This is a genomic window from Prosthecobacter sp., from assembly GCF_049294395.1.
In the GTDB taxonomy this organism is placed as follows: Bacteria; Verrucomicrobiota; Verrucomicrobiia; order Verrucomicrobiales; family Verrucomicrobiaceae; genus Prosthecobacter.
This window is the reverse complement of sequence record NZ_JBAQCR010000212.1, coordinates 1-17,351: the sequence shown is the minus strand read 5'-3', so window position 1 is coordinate 17,351 and position 17,351 is coordinate 1. Positions and strand designations below refer to the sequence as shown.

15 protein-coding genes are annotated in these 17,351 nt (G+C 59.9%); 14 read left to right on the top strand and 1 reads right to left on the bottom strand.

The genetic code is table 11. From position 1 onward, the window contains the following. The first annotated feature begins 462 nt into the window (after positions 1 to 462). The 5 genes from rpiB (at position 463) to WAW39_RS14210 (ending at position 5,593) form a co-directional block, all read left to right on the top strand. Positions 463 to 891: a ribose 5-phosphate isomerase B gene (gene rpiB, locus WAW39_RS14230; RefSeq protein WP_422319866.1), complete on the top strand. Its 429-nt coding sequence runs from the start codon at positions 463 to 465 to the stop codon at positions 889 to 891. Positions 892 to 1,289: 398 nt separating this feature from the next. Next, entirely contained in the window at positions 1,290 to 2,165 is an 876-nt protein-coding gene (locus WAW39_RS14225) for a DMT family transporter (RefSeq protein ID WP_422319865.1), read from the top strand. Between the two features lie 362 nt (positions 2,166 to 2,527). Further along, a complete protein-coding gene (locus tag WAW39_RS14220) occupies positions 2,528 to 3,085 on the top strand; it encodes a hypothetical protein (RefSeq protein ID WP_422319864.1) in 558 nt (185 codons plus the stop codon). A 48-nt stretch (positions 3,086 to 3,133) separates the two neighbouring features. Continuing rightward, entirely contained in the window at positions 3,134 to 3,727 is a 594-nt protein-coding gene (locus WAW39_RS14215) for an NAD(P)H-dependent oxidoreductase (protein ID WP_422319863.1), read from the top strand. A gap of 3 nt (positions 3,728 to 3,730) precedes the next feature. After that, complete coding sequence (locus WAW39_RS14210) at positions 3,731 to 5,593, top strand: monovalent cation:proton antiporter-2 (CPA2) family protein (protein ID WP_422319862.1); 1,863 nt, start codon at positions 3,731 to 3,733, stop codon at positions 5,591 to 5,593. 278 nt (positions 5,594 to 5,871) lie between these two features. Here WAW39_RS14210 and WAW39_RS14205 read toward each other — a convergent pair whose 3' ends face one another. Further along, the gene (locus WAW39_RS14205; RefSeq protein WP_422319861.1) at positions 5,872 to 6,507 is read right to left on the bottom strand and encodes a 3-keto-disaccharide hydrolase; all 636 of its coding nucleotides are present in this window, start codon (positions 6,505 to 6,507) and stop codon (positions 5,872 to 5,874) included. Positions 6,508 to 6,897: 390 nt separating this feature from the next. Here WAW39_RS14205 and WAW39_RS14200 point away from each other — a divergent pair, with 390 nt between their 5' ends. The 9 genes from WAW39_RS14200 to WAW39_RS14160 all read left to right on the top strand — a co-directional run bounded on the left by WAW39_RS14200 (position 6,898) and on the right by WAW39_RS14160 (position 17,107). Then, positions 6,898 to 7,608, top strand: coding sequence for an SGNH/GDSL hydrolase family protein (locus WAW39_RS14200; RefSeq protein WP_422319860.1), 711 nt, complete (start codon positions 6,898 to 6,900; stop codon positions 7,606 to 7,608). Positions 7,609 to 7,610: 2 nt separating this feature from the next. After that, on the top strand, positions 7,611 to 8,429 hold the full coding sequence (locus WAW39_RS14195) for an SGNH/GDSL hydrolase family protein (protein ID WP_422319859.1): 819 nt from the start codon (positions 7,611 to 7,613) through the stop codon (positions 8,427 to 8,429). Positions 8,430 to 8,652: 223 nt separating this feature from the next. Next, positions 8,653 to 10,479 carry a phosphoenolpyruvate carboxykinase (GTP) gene (locus WAW39_RS14190; protein WP_422319858.1) on the top strand — a complete coding sequence of 609 codons (1,827 nt, stop codon included), beginning with the start codon at positions 8,653 to 8,655 and terminating at the stop codon, positions 10,477 to 10,479. 535 nt (positions 10,480 to 11,014) lie between these two features. Continuing rightward, a complete protein-coding gene (locus WAW39_RS14185; protein ID WP_422319857.1) occupies positions 11,015 to 12,136 on the top strand; it encodes an AAA family ATPase in 1,122 nt (373 codons plus the stop codon). A 565-nt stretch (positions 12,137 to 12,701) separates the two neighbouring features. Then, a complete protein-coding gene (locus tag WAW39_RS14180; RefSeq protein ID WP_422319856.1) occupies positions 12,702 to 13,967 on the top strand; it encodes a hypothetical protein in 1,266 nt (421 codons plus the stop codon). An 830-nt stretch (positions 13,968 to 14,797) separates the two neighbouring features. Next, on the top strand, positions 14,798 to 15,211 hold the full coding sequence (locus WAW39_RS14175; RefSeq protein WP_422319855.1) for an ankyrin repeat domain-containing protein: 414 nt from the start codon (positions 14,798 to 14,800) through the stop codon (positions 15,209 to 15,211). Positions 15,212 to 15,319: 108 nt separating this feature from the next. Beyond that, positions 15,320 to 15,589: a hypothetical protein gene (locus WAW39_RS14170; RefSeq protein ID WP_422319854.1), complete on the top strand. Its 270-nt coding sequence runs from the start codon at positions 15,320 to 15,322 to the stop codon at positions 15,587 to 15,589. A 443-nt stretch (positions 15,590 to 16,032) separates the two neighbouring features. Next, positions 16,033 to 16,374 carry a YciI family protein gene (locus WAW39_RS14165; protein ID WP_422319853.1) on the top strand — a complete coding sequence of 114 codons (342 nt, stop codon included), beginning with the start codon at positions 16,033 to 16,035 and terminating at the stop codon, positions 16,372 to 16,374. Positions 16,375 to 16,477: 103 nt separating this feature from the next. Beyond that, positions 16,478 to 17,107 (top strand): hypothetical protein, encoded by a 630-nt coding sequence (locus WAW39_RS14160; protein ID WP_422319852.1) that lies wholly within the window; start codon positions 16,478 to 16,480, stop codon positions 17,105 to 17,107. The last annotated feature ends 244 nt before the right edge of the window (positions 17,108 to 17,351 follow it).

Below are 17,351 nucleotides of genomic sequence, written 5' to 3'. Positions count from 1 at the left end.
GATGCACGGCGCAAGCCTGCATCGCAGCTACCGCTTTCGCCGGGTAAAGGACTCCCTTCATTCCCAGCCCAGCGTCCAGCCGGAAAAGCTGCGTCGCGTCCCTGTTTGCCATATGTACCCCAGCGATCTTCAGGTCCTGCGGACTCCATTTTTAAACGATCAACAGCCTTCCATATCAGCTTCTCCTTCACTCCAAGCCTCACTGCAAATAAGGTCTTGAAGGCCAAAGACCTTCCGTAATTAAGCCCAGGGTTCGCCGAGCCTCAGCGAGGCAACCTTGGGTCTCCACCACCCGCCTGGAAGCAAACCCAGCACCTCGCCGCACCCAAACCTCACCAGCAGCGTCCCCCCAAACGCCCCGCCTCGCGTCAGCGTAACGTCCGACGATTCAGCCACTCCGCATGTCACTCTGTCGCATCAACACTTGTGAGCACCTGCCTGTTGCGCGAGTTTCACCCCACCATGAAAATCGCCATCGGCTCCGATCACGCCGGCTACCTCTACAAGCAGGCCATCCTCCAGCACCTGCAGGAGGCCGGTCATGAAGTCGAAGACTTCGGCACCCATTCCGAAGCTCCCGTCGATTACCCCCGCTTCATTCGCCCCGTCGCTGAAGCCGTCGCTGCGGGCCGGTTTGAGCGCGGCATCGTCCTCGGCGGCTCCGGCAATGGCGAAGCCATCACCGCCAATCGCGTGCGCGGCATCCGCTGCGGCCTCTGCTGGAATCTCGAATCCGCCCGCCTCACCCGTCTCCACAACGACGCCAACGTCCTCTCTCTCGGCGAACGCATGATGGACCTCCCCACCGCCCTCCAGATCGTGGACATCTTCCTCACCACCCCCTTCGAAGGGGGCCGCCACCTGGCTAGAATTCAACAGCTTGACGAATAAAACACCAGACATGAATGGCACTTGGTTAAGGTGTGATGTTCTTGAGTGTTTCACCTGCCTGTTTTTCATGTCCCGCACCCTGCATCTCCTTGGCTGAATGATATCTTTCGCCACTCTGCTCCGCAGTACCTCAGCCTCAAAGGGGTTGCCTCGGCTGAATGATACCTTTCGCCACTCCGCTCCTCAGTACTCAGCCCCAAAGGGGCTGCGTATCATAGCGAAGGGTTGCCGAGCCTCAGCGAGGCTACCCTGGTACATAAGCCAGTCATCGGGAAGCAAACCCAGCGCTCCTCCGCACCCCATGCACACCAGCAGCGTCTGCAATGAGCCTCGCCGCACGGAAGCCGCGCTCGGACAACGCCTCAGATCCAAGCCTCACGCTCAACTTCGCTAACCGAGTGTCATACACACCTCGCACATCCCGCTGGACCGCCATCATCCCATGGCTCTTCGTCCTCCTCTGGAGCAGCGGCTTCATCGGCTCCAAGCTCGGCGTCCCCTATGCCGAGCCCTTCACCTTTCTGACCCTCCGCTACTGCATCGTGCTCGCGATCCTGATCCCCATCGCCCTCCTCACTCGCGCACCCTGGCCCAAAGGAAAATCACAGCTCGCCCACGTCGCCTTCGCCGGCCTCATGATCCACGCCCTCTATCTCAGCGGCTGCGTCTGGTCGCTCCGCCTCGGCCTTCCGGCAGGCATCCTGAGTTTGATCGTCTCCCTTCAGCCCCTCTTCACCGCCGCCTTTGCTGGTGTTGCCTTGGGCGAGCGCGTTCTACCTCGCCAATGGTCAGGTCTCGCACTCGGCTTCATCGGTACCGCACTTGTCGTCGCGCACAAAACCGGCAGCGGCCTCACCTTCCTCATGACACTGCCCGCCATTGCCGCGTTGGTCGGCATCACCGTCGGCACCATGTGGCAGAAGCGCCACTGCCCCGCCTTCGATCTCCGCACCAGCACCGTCGTGCAATACGCCGCCAGTCTTCTCATCACCGCCGTGCTCGCCTTCACCACCGAGACCATGCAGATCCAGTGGAGCGGCCAGTTCGTCTTCGCACTCCTGTGGGTCGCGCTGGTCCTCTCCATCGGCGCCATCAGCCTCCTCAATCACCTCATCCGCAGCGGCACCGCAGTAAACGTCGCCAGCCTCTTTTACACCGTCCCAGCCGTCACCGCCCTCATGGCCTGGGCCATCTTCGGCGAGACCCTCACCGGCCTCTCCCTCATCGGCATGGCCGTCGCCGTCCTCGGCGTCTGGCTCGCTCGCGCCCGCTAACCCATCAAGATGGCAGCACAAAGCCCGCCGCGTCACTCTTCCGCTCCGTCTCGGCTGCATCGTCCTCGTCCTCCTACTCGAACTCGTCCTCGATCCTTTCACTCCGCATCACCCCCGCGCCCCACATTCGCCGAAATGCCTCGCTGAAATCCCCATTCCTTTGCTCTCCATTCCCTTGCCAAAAAGCAGCGTACCCAAACTCCCTCTGCCCTCGAAAAAAACGAGCAGTTCCAGGTTCAAAACTCATCTCTGCGGCCTGCTAAACTCTTGAGGTGTTTCATCATCTCTCTCGAATCGCCATCCCCCCTCCGTGTCACTTCCGTGAGTTGAATTCCGGCCATGCTGCTCTACCTCGCTCCGTCATGAGACTCCTCCTCTGCTTCATCGTCGCCTCCTGTCTCGTTCCGGTTCTCCATGCCGAGGATCCCAAAACTCCATCGCCCCCGGAACTCAAGGCCCTCGCGGAGACCCTGGTAAACACCATCAAGTCAAAAGACGACGCGGCTCTCGCCACCTGCTGGCACTCACCCGAAGTCATGGCAAAACTCAAGGCAGACGAGGCCCTCGCCGCCTCCGGCACCTCTCCCACCGAGATCAATGTGGACAAGGAACGCGAGAAGGAACTGAAACGCCGCGAGAAAGACATGCTCCGCAACAAGCAGCGCATCGACGAAATCCGCGCCCTCATCACCAAACACTTTGGCGACATCTCCGCCCTCAAATTCGTCGAGCTCGAAGTCGATCCCGATGACGATGCCGCCGACCCCGAGGCCGCCTTTGACGAAGTGGACATCCATCTCCTCGCCTCAGACGGCACCAAACTCCGCATCGAACTGGACGACGCCCTTCGCATCGACGGCGTGTGGAAATTCAAAGGCCGCGTTGAGGATAAATTGTGCATTGAGCTCACTGTTCCCTGAAAACGATTGCCGCGCCATTCTCAGCGGCCATGCTGCCGCGCATTCATCATGGCTTCGGTTCTCGTTCTCTACGCTCATCCCGCCCCTCATAAGTCACGCATCAATCGCAGGCTGGCAGCCGCTGCGCGTGAGGTGAAAGGCGTGACCTTCCGCGATCTCTACGAGATCTATCCCGATTTCTTGATCGATGTGGAGGAGGAGCAAAAGCTGCTCCAGCAGCACGACGTCATCGTCTTTCAGCACCCCTTTTACTGGTACAGCGCCCCCTCGCTGGTGAAGGAATATCTCGATCTCGTGCTCACCTACGGCTGGGCCTACGGGGAAGGGGGCGCCGCTTTGCAGGGCAAGCTCATGCTGCAGGCCATCAGCGCCGGCGGTTCCGAAGAAGTTTACTGCTCGCAGGGGCGCAATCGCTTCACCATCCGCCAGCTCCTCGCGCCCTTTGATCAGACCGCCTTCCTTTGCGGCATGCGCTATCTGGCCCCGCACATCGTTTACAGTGCCAATCAACTGGCGGACGCCGCAAGCATCCGGCCCCTGGCACAGAGCTACGCACGCCTCCTCGCAGCCCTGCGGGATGAAACACTGCCTCTGGAACTGGCGGCCTCGGCGGAAAAGATCAACGACCTCATTCCTGCATAGCTCATGCACGCATCTCACTTTTTCATCTCCGCTTTCATCTACCTGGGTGCCGCCGTCCTGCTGGTGCCCATCGCGCATCGCCTCGGTCTTGGCAGCGTGCTTGGCTACCTCATCGGCGGCGCTTTGATCGGCCCTTTCGTTCTCGGTTGGGTCGGTGGTGCACAGGGGGAAGAGGCCATGCACTTCGCAGAATTCGGCGTCGTCATCATGCTCTTCATGATCGGCCTTGAACTGGAGCCCGCGCGGCTCTGGCGCATGCGCGGTCCCATTTTCGGCCTCGGCGGCATGCAGGTGGTGTTCACCGCACTGGCCGTCATGGGCATTGCGATCGCCTGCGGCCTGGGGACCAAGCCCGCCATCGCCACCGGCATGATTCTGGCCCTCTCCTCCACCGCCATCGTCATTCAGACTCTGCAGGAAAAAGCCCTCATGCGCACCGATGGCGGCGCTGATTCCTTCGCCGTCCTCCTCTTCCAGGACATCTCCGTCATCCCCATGCTCGCGGTGTTTCCTTTGCTCGCCGCCAGCGTGGCCAAGGTGGAGCACCATGGCTGGTTGCAGGAGCTCCCCCACTGGGTCCAGCCTCTCATCACTCTGGGTGCCGTTGCGGTCATTGTCATCGGCGGCCGTTTCATCGTCCCACGCGGCTTTAACATTTTGGCAAAGACCGGCCTGCGCGAACTCCTCACCGCCGCAGCGCTCCTCCTCATCGTCGGTGTCGCCCTGCTGATGACGCAGGTCGGCCTCTCCCCTGCGCTAGGTGCCTTCGTCGCAGGCGTCGTCCTCGCTGGCAGTCATTATCGCCATGAACTGGAGAGCAACCTTGAGCCCTTCAAAGGCCTCCTCCTCGGCCTCTTCTTTCTCGCCGTCGGTGCCTCGCTCGACTTCAGCGTCATCGCCGGAAAGCCGCTGCTGATCGCCGCGCTGGTGGTTGCATTGATCGCTCTGAAAGCCGCGGTCATGTTTGTCATTGCCACCCTGCTCAAGATTCGCGGCAGCCACCGCTGGCTTCTCTCACTCGCCCTCGCACAAGGCGGTGAATTCGCATTCGCACTCCTCTCCATGGCCATCCAGCAGGAGATCCTCGATGCCGAAACCTCCAAGCTCCTCGTGGCCGTGGTCGCCCTCTCCATGGCCATCGCCCCGCTCCTCTTCATCATTTACGATCGCTTGATCGCGCCCCGCTACACCGCCGTGAGCAAAGAAACCCGCTCACCCGATCGCATCGACGAACACGCCCCCGTGATCCTCGCCGGCTTCGGCCGCTTCGGCAATTTCGTCGGCCGCATCATGATGTCCCAGGGCGTCAAAGTCACCGTCCTGGAGAGCGACCCCGATCACGTGGACATGCTGCGCAAATTCGGCTTCAAGGTCTTCTACGGCGACGCCACCCGCCTCGATCTCCTTCACGCCGCCGGCATTGAGCAGGCATGCATGCTCATCATCGCCCTCGCAGATCAGGCCAAAGTTGCACAGCTCATCGCAGATGTACGCGAAAGATTCCCAAAGCTCCGCATCCTCGCTCGTGCCCACGATTACGATCACCGCGTTGAACTCATCAACCTCGGTCTGACCGCCGAAGACACCGTGCACGAGCAGATGGGCAGCGCCCAGGAACTCGCCGTGCGCGCCCTGCGTGCTCTGGGCCAGCCCGCCTACGCCACCGAGCGTGCCGCCCGCCGCTGGCGGCGTTACGATGACGAGACCTTTCATCTCCTCATACCCGTGCATGAAGACGAAGACGCCTACGCCAGCATCGTGCGTGAGCGCCGCGTCGAGCTCACCCAGTTGTTCGAAAAGGACCTCGCCGAATTACCCACCGACAACGATCAAGCCTGGGAAATCGCACGCGCCGAAGAAAAATAGCCGAAGGCGCAAAACTCTGCCGGAGCGCGGACTTCAGTCCGCAGCACTCCGCCACACCACCTGCTCCGCTTACTCGCCTTGTTTTGGGCCGGTCTAAATAGCTGATTATTCCCAAAGTGAGGCTCCTCGTTGGACACCTCGAATGCGTCAGCAAAAGGGTTCGCACCCCCGAAGCGAGCGAAAACAATCTTCTGTGCGCCGCTCCGCTTCTTCACAAAGCTCCACTCCACCTCAGAATTTCATCCAGCATCTAGAATCCAGCCATCCAGCATCCAGACCTACTTCGCCGTCAGCTTGATGTTCCGAAACCACGTCTCATCCCCGTGCTCCGTCAGCATGATCTTGCCCTTGCCCGGCGCAAAGCCCTCCTTGCTCTTAAACTTGCTCTTCGCCACGCGCTCCTTCCACTCCGGCGTCGTCGTATCCGCCTCACAGGCCAGCGCGCCATTCAGCCAATGCTGAATCTTCCCGTCCTGCACCACGATCTTGCTCGTGTTCCATTCGCCCGCCGGCTTCACCGCCTTGCCTGCCACGGGTTCCTTGATGTCATAAATCGAAGCTGTCGTATGTGATCCACCCTTGAGTCCATCCGGATGCCCGCTGTCATCGATCATCTGGTACTCAATCCCCAGCCATTCCTTGCCGCCGATCTTGGTCACCCAGTACTTGATCCCGTTGTTGCCTTTCGGGTTCACCTTCCACTCCCATTCCAGCTCGAAGTTCGAATATTCATTCTTCGAAATGAGGTTTCCACCGCCTTTGCCGACGAGATGAATCGTGTTGTCACCCTCCGTCGTCCAACCACCCGAAGGCGCCGCATCCTTGGTGTCGGTGAAATCAGCCAGCGTCAGAAAGACCGGCTCGGCGGCAGTGGCGAATGTAGCGATGGCGAGAAAGGAAAGCAGCGTGCGCATAGGGGTTGGTGGGGAAGACTGGCGACATCAAACGTCGTGAGCACGGACTTGCCAGCATCTTTTTCACGGCCATTGCCAAAACCAAGTTCCCGAAAGCCCTTCCTCCTCTTTGCTCCACAACATCGCAAACCCATCTCACGTTTTGTAGTCCCGCCTTCAGGCGGCTCCGGACGAACGTCCCCAGAGTCACGCCTCCCGAATAACCCCCGCAAGCGCGTAGCACTGACATAACCGTAGCCGTGGATGCCAGCCCACGGTCTGCCGACAAACCGGCATTATCAGTCGGTAGAACCACGTAGTGGTGACACAAATCTCCGCTCCTCAAAGAGTATCCGAAATCGCTCCAACAACCTGATATTCCACCACCAGCCCAGCGTTTAAATCCGCCACATGAAATCCATTCTGCTCCTCGCTCTCCTCGCCAGCACGGCCCTCGCCGCAGATGCCCCCAAGCAAGCGCCCAAAAAACGCGCCCCGCATCCCTCACTCGCCAAAGTCGAAGACGTCGCCGGCCTCCCTCGTGTCCTGCTCATCGGCGACTCCATCTCCATGGGCTACACCCTCGACGTGCGCGAAATCCTCAAAGGCAAGGCCAACGTCCATCGCATCCCCACCAACGGCGGCCCAACCACGAACGGCCTCAAAAACATCAAGGCCTGGCTCGGCGACTCCAAGTGGGACGTCATCCACTTCAACTGGGGCCTGCACGATCTCAAATACATCGCCGAAGATCCCTCCAAGCGCGCCGACCCCAAAGCCCCCGGCTCCCATCTCCAGGTGCCACTCGCCGATTATGAAAAGAACCTCGCCGAACTCGTGAAGATCATGCAGGCCACCGGCGCCAAGCTCATCTGGTGCAACACCACCCCCGTGCCCGCCGGTTCCGATGGCCGCGTCGAAGGCGATGAAAAGAAATACAACGAAGCCGCCGCCCGCGTCATGACCGCCGCAGGCATCCCCACCGACGATCTCTGCGCCCACGCCACCGCCAAGCTCAAGGACGTGCAACTCCCCGCCAACGTCCACTACTCTCCCTCAGGCTATCACTACCTCGCCGAAAAAGTCGCTTCCGTGATCGCCGAAAACCTGCCAAAGAAATGAGCATGAAACACACCCTCCTCTTCCTCCTCGCCCTCGCCACCTTCTCCCACGCCCAGGTCAAAACCCAGAACGAACCCACCAATGCCGCCGAAGCCGCAGCCAAAAAAGCCGCCGAAGACAAGGCGGTGGATGAAAAATATCAGGCCCTGAAAGCCACGCTCCCGCCCGATCAGCAGGCATGGGAAACCGTGCTCGAGCAAAACCTCGGCAATGGCTTCTACCTCCCGCTGCACAAGAAGGACAAGATCGCCGGTCGCTCCAATGCCTGGGACTTCGTGCAGGATGATCCCAAGCTCCCCCGCGTCCTCCTCATCGGCGACTCCATCTCACGCGGCTACACCCAGGATGTGCGCAAGGCCATGGCCGGCAAGGCCAACGTGCATCGCGCTCCCGAAAACTGCGGACCCACCGCAAACGGCGTGAAGAAAATCGACATCTGGCTCGGCGACGGCAAATGGGACGTCATCCACTTCAACTTCGGCATCCACGATCGCAAAACGCCCGCCGCAGACTACGAGCAGCGCCTCGAAACCCTCATCGCCCGCATGCAGCAAACCGGCGCAAAGATCATCTTCGCCACCACCACCCCCGTTCCGCCGGACACCAAGGACGGCCCCGAAATCGTCGCCCAGATCGCCGAGAAAAACGAGATAGCTCTCCGCGTCATGAAAAAGCACGGCATCGCCATCGATGATCTTTACTCCTTCCTCGCTCCACAGCTCGCCGGCATCGCCAATCCCCAGGACGTCCACTTCAACGCTAAAGGCTACGAACTCATGGGCCAGCAGGTGGCGAAGTCGATTGAAGCACAGCTGAAGTAAATCACCTCAGGTCACAAAGACATTCCATCCCCTGCGGTCTTTGCCTCTGCCGCTTGGGGGGCGCTCCTGTGTCTGCGCAGGATGAGAGCAAGCCGGGAAACATCCAGCAGGGGCTCCGTGGGGGCTGAGTGCTGCGCTGGCTTCGCCAAGATTGGCGGCATGAACCACCGTGACACTTGGCATGCTTTCGGCATGTTGTTGCTATCCACAAAACCCCCACCCCATGACCCCGATTCCCTCCTCGAAACCCCTCAGTAAAAACATCCATCTTCAGCGCTGGGTCGGTAAAATGGCCGCTCTCTGCAAGCCCGACCGCATTTACTGGGTCGACGGCTCCAAGACCGAATACGACCGCCTGTGCAATGAAATGGTCGATGCCGGTACCTTCACACGATTGAATCAGAAAACGTGGCCCGGCTGCTTCTATGCCAAGTCGGACCCCAGCGATGTCGCCCGCGTCGAGGAGCGCACCTTCATCTGCAGCAATTCCAAAGACGGCGCCGGCCCCACCAACAACTGGATGAACCCCTTCGAAATGAAGGAAAAACTGCGCAAGCTTTTCAATGGCTGCATGCGCGGCCGCACCATGTACGTCCTCGCTTACAGCATGGGCCCCATCGATTCCCCCATGTCACAAATCGGCGTGCAGCTCACCGATTCCCCCTACGTCGTGGTGAACATGCGCATCATGGCCCGCATCGGCAAAAAGGTCTTCGAGAAGATCGATCAGTCAAAGAAGCGCGTCGTCCCCTGCATGCACACCGTGGGCATGCCGCTCAAGAAAGGACAGAAGGACGTCCCTTGGCCCTGCAACAAGGAGAAGTACATCGTCCACTTCCCTGAATCTCGTGAAATCTGGAGCTACGGCTCCGGCTACGGCGGCAATGCCCTCCTCGGCAAAAAATGCTTCGCCCTCCGCATCGCCTCCGCTATGGCCCGCGATGAAGGCTGGATGGCCGAGCACATGCTCATCCTCGGCGTCGAAGATCCCAAAGGCAAAAAGACCTACGTCGCCGCCGCCTTCCCCAGCGCCTGCGGCAAGACCAATTTCGCCATGCTCATCCCTCCCCAGCACTTCGCTCAAAAAGGCTGGAAGGTCTGGACCGTGGGTGACGACATCGCCTGGATCAAACCCGGCGCGGATGGCCGTCTTCACGCCATCAATCCTGAGGCAGGCTTCTTCGGCGTCGCTCCCGGCACCAGCGACAAGACCAATCCCAACGCCATGGCCTCGCTGCGCAAGAACACCATCTTCACCAACGTCGCCCTCACACCCGATGGCGGCGTCTGGTGGGAAGGCATGACCGATACCCCCCCCGCTCAATGCACCGACTGGCAGGGCAATCTCTGGACGCCAGACATCGCCAAAGAAAAAGGCACCAAGGCCGCACACGCCAATTCACGCTTCACCGCGCCCGCCTCACAGTGCCCCACCATTGATCCCGATTGGGAAAAACCCGAGGGCGTCCCCATCAGCGCCATCATCTTCGGCGGCCGCCGCGCCACCACCATGCCCCTCGTCTATCAGGCCTTCAATTGGAGCGGCGGTGTTTACACCGGCGCCACCATGGGCAGCGAAATGACCGCCGCCGCCGCTGGCACCATCGGCAAAGTCCGCCGCGATCCCATGGCCATGCTCCCCTTCTGCGGCTACAACATGGGCGACTACTTCCGCCACTGGATCTCCATGCAGCGCACCCTCAGCGAGACCCCGCGCATCTTCCACGTGAACTGGTTCCGCAAAGACGCAGAAGGAAAATTCCTCTGGCCCGGCTTCAGCGAAAACATGCGCGTCCTCAAATGGATCGTCGATCGCGCCAACGGCCACGGCAAGTCCAAGGAAACCCCCATCGGCTGGGTGCCCAGCTACGCCGACATCGACTGGAAAGGTCTCGACTTCCCCAAAGAAAAATTCGAAGAACTCCAGCGCTTCGACCGCGATGCCTGGCGCACCGAGATCCTCTCCCACGAAGAACTCTTCATCGATCTCAAGACCCATCTCCCCAAAGAGCTCATCTACGAACGCGAGCTCCTCATCTGCCGCATGTGATTCACCCGCCACCTCGGCGAAATCCCACCCATCGCTTCTAATGGCTGTTCGAGAACGAATGTTTCTCGAACAGCCGTGCAGCTCTGGTCGCAGGTTGGGTGTGTTTCGCGCGCTGCGTTGACACCAGCACCTAAAGCCTCCCCCGCCAAACCGCCCGACTCTGGAGCAGGCATCAAGTCACGGCAAAAATTCGGCTGAATCAAGCGCATGACTGGCTTCCAAGGCGTGACGCTCCCATAGGGCAAAATGAATCCCAGTGTGAACTGGTCCGCACTCTCCGAGTGCTGCGGTTTTCTGAGCCCTCGCCCACGCTAAAAACCTCCACAGATCCTTCAGCCTCCTTTCCGCGCCAGCCCTCAGTCCTCCCCTCCATCAGCCCTCAGCGCATGGTACGCCCCATTCGCTGTCGCAGACCACACCATACGTATTGTAGTACCTGCTTTAGCAGGTTCCGGACGAGTCACCCAGAACTCCGCCTCGTCCACAAGCCGCCGCGCTGGACATCCCCACCCACCCCCGCTTGGATGTCCCCTTCATGCTCCACTCCGTCCGCCTCTCCGGCTACCGCTCCCTGCGCGATCTCCGTCTGCGCCTCGGCCGCGTCACCGTCATTCGCGGTGCCAATGGCGTCGGCAAGACCAACGTCTATCGCGCCCTAAGCCTCCTCTCCGCACTCGCCCGTGGCGGCTTCGCCGAAGCCGTCGCAGCCGAAGGCGGCATGCGCAGCCTCCTCTGGGCCGGCAACAATGAGCACGCCCGCCTCACCACCTTCTCCGCCGAAGTCCTCTCCGAAACCTTCGGCTACGAGTTCGAATGCGGCCTCATGCCCCTCAGCCGCTCCGCCTTCAAACTCGACCCCGACATCAAGCTAGAGGCCCTGCGTTACGGCAAAAAGCTCCTCGCCAAACGCACCAGCTGCCAGGTCCGTCTCGCCGATGCCAAAGGCGTCATGCATACCCTCACCGAGCCCGTCGGCTCCTCAGAGTCCATGCTCGCGCTCATTCGCGATCTGCAAAACTACCCCCTCCTTCTCGATGCACGCCTCAGCCTCGAACGCTGGCGCTTCTATCACTCCATGCGCACAGATCCGGATGCCCCCGCACGCCGCCCCGTGCGCGGCTGCTGGTCTCCCGTCCTGGCAGAAGACGCCTCCAATCTCCCCGCCGTCATCCAGACCATCAACGAATCCAACGAAGCCACCGCCTTTCACACCGCCCTGCAGCAGGCCTTCCCCGGCTCTCGTTTGCACATAGAGTGCGGCGACTGGTTCCGTCTCGCCTGGCAGGCCCACGATCTCCCCCGCACCCTCGCCGGTCACGAACTCTCAGACGGCACCCTCCAGTTCATCTGCCTCGCCGCCGTCCTCTGCAGTCCCCGCCCACCACCCCTCCTCGTCCTCAACGAACCCGAAACCAGCCTCAACGAATCCGTTTTCCCCGCCCTCGCAGAGCTCATCCTAAAAGCCTCCGAGCGCTCCCAGATCCTCATCATCTCCCACTCAAAAACTCTCGCCACCATCCTCGCCACCCTCTGCAAAGTCCGCGTCCAGGAACTCACCATGCGCCACGGCGACACCCGCCTCCGCGGCCAGGAAAATTCAAAAGCCTGCTACGTCTTCGACGACGATGATGATGATGAATTCGCCGCCCCCGCCTGACCTCGCAGCTCCGCATATCATCTCATGAACACACTGAATCGACTCCCACGATCTCTGTCGAAAACGCAGAACAAGATGGTGCGAGTCAGCCGGGCAGGAATGACGCTCAGTTAAGAGCGGGGAACACGGGTTGCTGGCTCTTGAGCCTCCGGAAAGTCTGTACTGGGAGCGCCGATTTTTAATCGGCTCTGGCTTTGCCCCACTGATTCACTGACCACCAACCCGCTTCACTTTTGCGCCTCTTCTTCACGCATCAGCACTCCAAAGAGACTCCGCTTAGAGAATGAATTACCAACTCTGGCACCTCTGCTCCCTCTGCCTCTTTGCCCCTCTGCGGCAAACCGAACGTCCTTGAGCTCGCCACGCCGGAACTGCGTTTTACGAACCGCCAAACCCAAAGGCCACTCATCTCCTCAGCCTGCAGCAGGATGCAATGCCTCAGATAATCCTCACGCAGCGCAGCGCGAAGAAAGCCCACCGCCCCCACGTACTCTTCCCTCACAACCACCCACGCCTCCACCTCCACTCCCAGGCTCTGCGACACACACACCTCACCACTCCCGCCATGCACACCCGCCGCACCTTCCTCACCACCGCCGCCGCGCTCACCCTCCTCCTCCCGGCACTCCACCCTCTCCACGCTGAATCCACCCCCGCCATCACCGGCGAGACCGAGCACTTCCTCTACCGCATGCCCTCCCCCGAGGCCCCTTACATCGACACCCAGCGGGACAACAAAGCCTTCGCCTTCAAAGGCACCCGCATCATGCTCTCCGAAGACAACGGCACCACCTGGCCCCACACCGCCGAATTCCCTGAAGCCGAAAACATCACCTTCAGCACCATCCTCAAAAACGGCAGCATCCTCTTCGCCACACGCGAGCACCTCTTCCTCAGCACCGACAACCTCAAAACCCATCGCGAGATCATCGTCAAAAAACCCGACGGCACCGACTATCTCCCTCACACCCCCGTCAAACCCGATCAGCCCGGCTGGTACTTCCACTCCCTCGATGGCGAACACTGCTTCGATGTGAACGGCAAAGAAATGCTCGTCTGGGGAAATTACTGCAACGTCCTCGGCGGCCCCGTCCCCGTGAACATCTACTACTCCACCGACAGCGGCCAGACCGTGAAGCTCGCCTACTCCTTCGGCCAGAACCCCAAGTTCCAGCAAAAAGACGCACCACCCACCGCCCCTCTGCTTGGCGATCCGAATAACACCATCATCGCCCGACACGTTCACAACGTCACCTACAATCCCGCCGAAAACGCCTTCTACGCCTGCTCTGGCGACATCGACCGCGGCCACGGCAACGAATGCCACTGGCTGCGCGGTACCTACAATGCCGCCGCCGACACCTGGGACTGGAAAGTCCTCATCTCCGTCAACTCAAACTCCCGCTACAAATGCGGCGGCATCAACTTCATCGGCGACAAACTCTACTGGATCGCCGACGCCAACGGCCCTGCCATCGCCAACCGCCACGACCGCGGAATCTTCACCTGCGCCCCCTCGGACATCACCGACACCTCCAAGCACACCCTCCTCTTCAATCCCATGTTCGAATCCGCCAACATGCTCGTGCAGGACGGCGTCTTCCTCGCCACCCACTGCGCCCCCGCCTCCACTTATAAGTGTGGTATCATCTGGTCCCCCGACATGGGCAAAACCTGGGCCCAGTACGACCTCAAGGAATTCGGCCCCCGCAGCGGCTGCCGCATCAACAAAAAGAACACCGACGGCTGGTTCCGCATGGACCTCCGCAAAGGCTGGATCGAACGCGCCGAAGTCCTCTTCCTCAAACCCAAGCCCATCGCAAAAAACTGACCCCCAAACTACGACAGACACTCCTGTCTGTCGATCAGCGCTCTCCAATTCCCCCAGACCATCGAAAAGTCTCAACCTCACTTAACACCACCACTGCTTTCGCTCCTGGAAGGAGCAAAGAAATGAGCCGGTGGTGAAGCGAGGCTTGCCGAGCGAGAACCACCGGACCAGCCGATGCTGATCTCAGCATTCAAGTTCGCATGCCAGAGGTATGCGAGAAGCTTTCAGCCACCCAGCGTTCACGGACAGCACACCCCGGAAGAAAAGATTCCTCGCAAAACTCTGTGTCCCTCCGCTTGGACTGCGGTGGCAAAGATGCAAGGCGCAAGCCTTCATCGCCGACACCGCTTTCGCGGGCTGAAGCCCGTCCTTCTTCTTCAGCCCACCCTCCAGTCTCCCACGACCTCCTTCGCAGGCTGCCGCCATCTTCTGTCTCTTCACTCCGCCGCCCTCCGACCCCAACGGGGTCACGTAACATAGCGAAGGGTTGCCGAGCCTCGGCGAGGCTACCCTGGTACCCAGGCCACCCCTCCGGAAAGCAAACCCATCACCTCGCCACACTCCACGGCCACCAGCAGCGTCTGCAATGAGCTCCGCCGCGCATCCGTCCACGAGACCATGGCCCTGCGCAGCTGCTCCTCCATGCCGGCATAGCGCTCTCGATCACGTTATCAGACGAAAGGGTGCAGAAAAACAAAGGTCTTGCGGGCTGATCGATACTTTTGCTAGCTTTGCGCAATAGAACAACGAAACCGTCAGCCATAAAGGCGTTGGGACAAGCCTGACAATTTTGTTGCTGATCCTCCTGTTAGGCCACTTCATGCACTCGAATGGAAAACTCCTGCGATGATCTCCACTGGGCAGCCGAGCGTGGCGACATTTCGGCTGTTAAAGCATTCCTTGCAGCGGGTCACGATCCGAACGCATTCGATGACCTTTCCTTCACGCCCCTTCATTATGCTGCCAGGGAGGGGCACTTGCATATCATTCGATTGCTTCTCGAAGCTGGCGCAGACGTCAACGCACACGACGAACCACGCTTTGGCAATACGCCCCTCGGAGACATCGCTGGCAACTGTTCGCTTGCCGTGGCCCAGGCGCTCCTGGCCGCAGGTGCTGATCCCACCGTTCGCGGCTGGATGCAGCTCTGCGCACTCGATCGAGCAAAAGACCGAAAGAGGGACGACGGTCCGAAGGTTTATGAGTTGCTTTGCAACGCATCTCGCAAGTTCAACGTCGCCTAACAAAACGGATGCAGGCAACGGCTCGCATGACATCTGTCGTGACATCGACGCTTCCCTCTCGCCATCGCCTGATCCGAAGCGTTCGCCCAACCAATAGCACCCCTCGCCATGAACACTTTTGGCACGGCTCTGTTTGCAATGGTAGTTTGTGGCCGACTCGCCTCTGCGGGATGGGAGACTAACGTTGTCCCAAAGCTCAAAGGCGTTGTCGGGGACAGGTATGTGATGATTTACCAGTCGGATGCTGATCAAGACACCAAGTCCATTGCAGACTCCATCGAAACCCTTTCGAATGCTGGTCATCTGAGTTCACTTCAGATGCTCACCATTCACCGGTTGGTTGAGGATGCGACCTTCCAGAGAGAGGTCTTCGAGTAGATGGAGCGCATCGCACCAGAAAAGCTGAAGGCTGCACGGCTCTCAGCGGGAAACATGCATAACCCCAAGATGACCGCTCTCCACACATGCTTTTCGCAGGCCGTCATGGCCACGCCGACGGCGACAGTGCTGAATCAAGCGCTTGGAAAGCACCGAATGAAGATCGTTCGTCCCTCATTTGAGAAGCTGGAGTTGCACAAGAAGGACCAGACGGAGACCTTTCGGTGTTTTCTTTGGCTCACGGTTGAGCCGGCGTCCGCCCCCCCAACTCAGAAGCCATGATCACGACCACCTCGGGAACAAGGGCGAACAAAATGGATGCAGGCAACGGCTCGCATGGCATCTGTCGTATCATCGACGCTTCCCGCTCACCGTCGCCTCATCCTCCTGTTCCGCAAAGAACTTCACGTCCGAAGGTCTTCCATTCCTAAAGAAAGAGTTCTATGGCCAAATACCTCATCTCATTCCCAAGCGCGGCGATGGTCATACCCGATGGCGAACTGGAGGCGATTTGTCGCGACTCACACGCGGTTATCGACGAAGCAAAAACCGCCGGCGTCTATGTCTTCGGCGGCGGTATCGACGAATCGGTCCCGCCAGTCCTCGTCTCGGCCGATGGCACGTTCTCCGCAGGCGGATACTCGTGGGCACCTCCGCTCAATGGCGGCTTACTGGTCCTCGAACTACCCTCTCGCGATGAAGCCGTCGCGTGGGCCGCGCGCATCGCGAAGGCCTGCCGCTGCCCTCAAGAGCTACGAGTGTTCGGGTTCGATCCCGCTTCTTAACGTCGATGGTGCCGCGATCTCCAGTTCCCGCAGAAGAGCCGAACAATGCCCAACGATTTTGTTGCCGATTCTTCTGTTAGGCGTTATCGAACGCGCCTCTAATATGCCAGCCAGCGAACGCGAACAGTTGATGGACGGTCTGCGCGGTATGCTACGTGGCGAGGGAGCAGGAATTGACATCGACTCGCCGACTCAGTGGGTTATCGAGTCAGTCCGCGAGCCAGTTCCGTTCTTTCGCGCGTTGACCACTCTGCTTCCTGCTGGTGGCGTTTTGTATTTCGAAGGCACAGCCATCGCACCATACGTTGCCGGTTTCTATGAACGTCACGCAGCCACCGACACGGTTCCTGTTGTGCGCGATTGTATCAGTCCAGTGCCCGACATTTTTCACGTCTCCTTTTCGCCGACAGTTATCGACGGATTGTGCGAGTTAGCAGGCGAGCGCGCCACCCCAGAGCTTTTCGACCACATCAAGGCTTACCACGACTCGGCGCTAGTTTTCACATACCATGACGCCTTCGACGGACAACTCCGAGTTTCGGGGCGGCTTCCCGAGACTGTTATCCATTCTTTCTGCGCGACTCTGGGAGCCACATACACGCAAGAACCAACCAAGGAACGTGACCCAGAGCAGATGCGCCGCTTTCTGTGGGTGCTTGAGAACCCCGACAAAGTGCGAATAGCACGCGAACCGTTTTGGAAGCGGATATGGCACTTCATCACTCGACAATAACGCCTGACCATGCAATGCAGCGAACCCGGCCATTGCGTTCCCATTGCAATCTTGCGCCATCGTGGCCCGGGTCGCTGATCCTGGGCGCTCGCCCAACTACGATGCGCCGCGCGTGATCTAGACCGGTTCTTAGAAAGCCTGTCATAAACTCATCTTTGGACGGCATTGGGACTGAAGAACGGAGGGCTGGTCGATCATGGAGCGCAGGGCTTCCATGAGCCGGTCCTGCAGTTGGCTGGCGTTT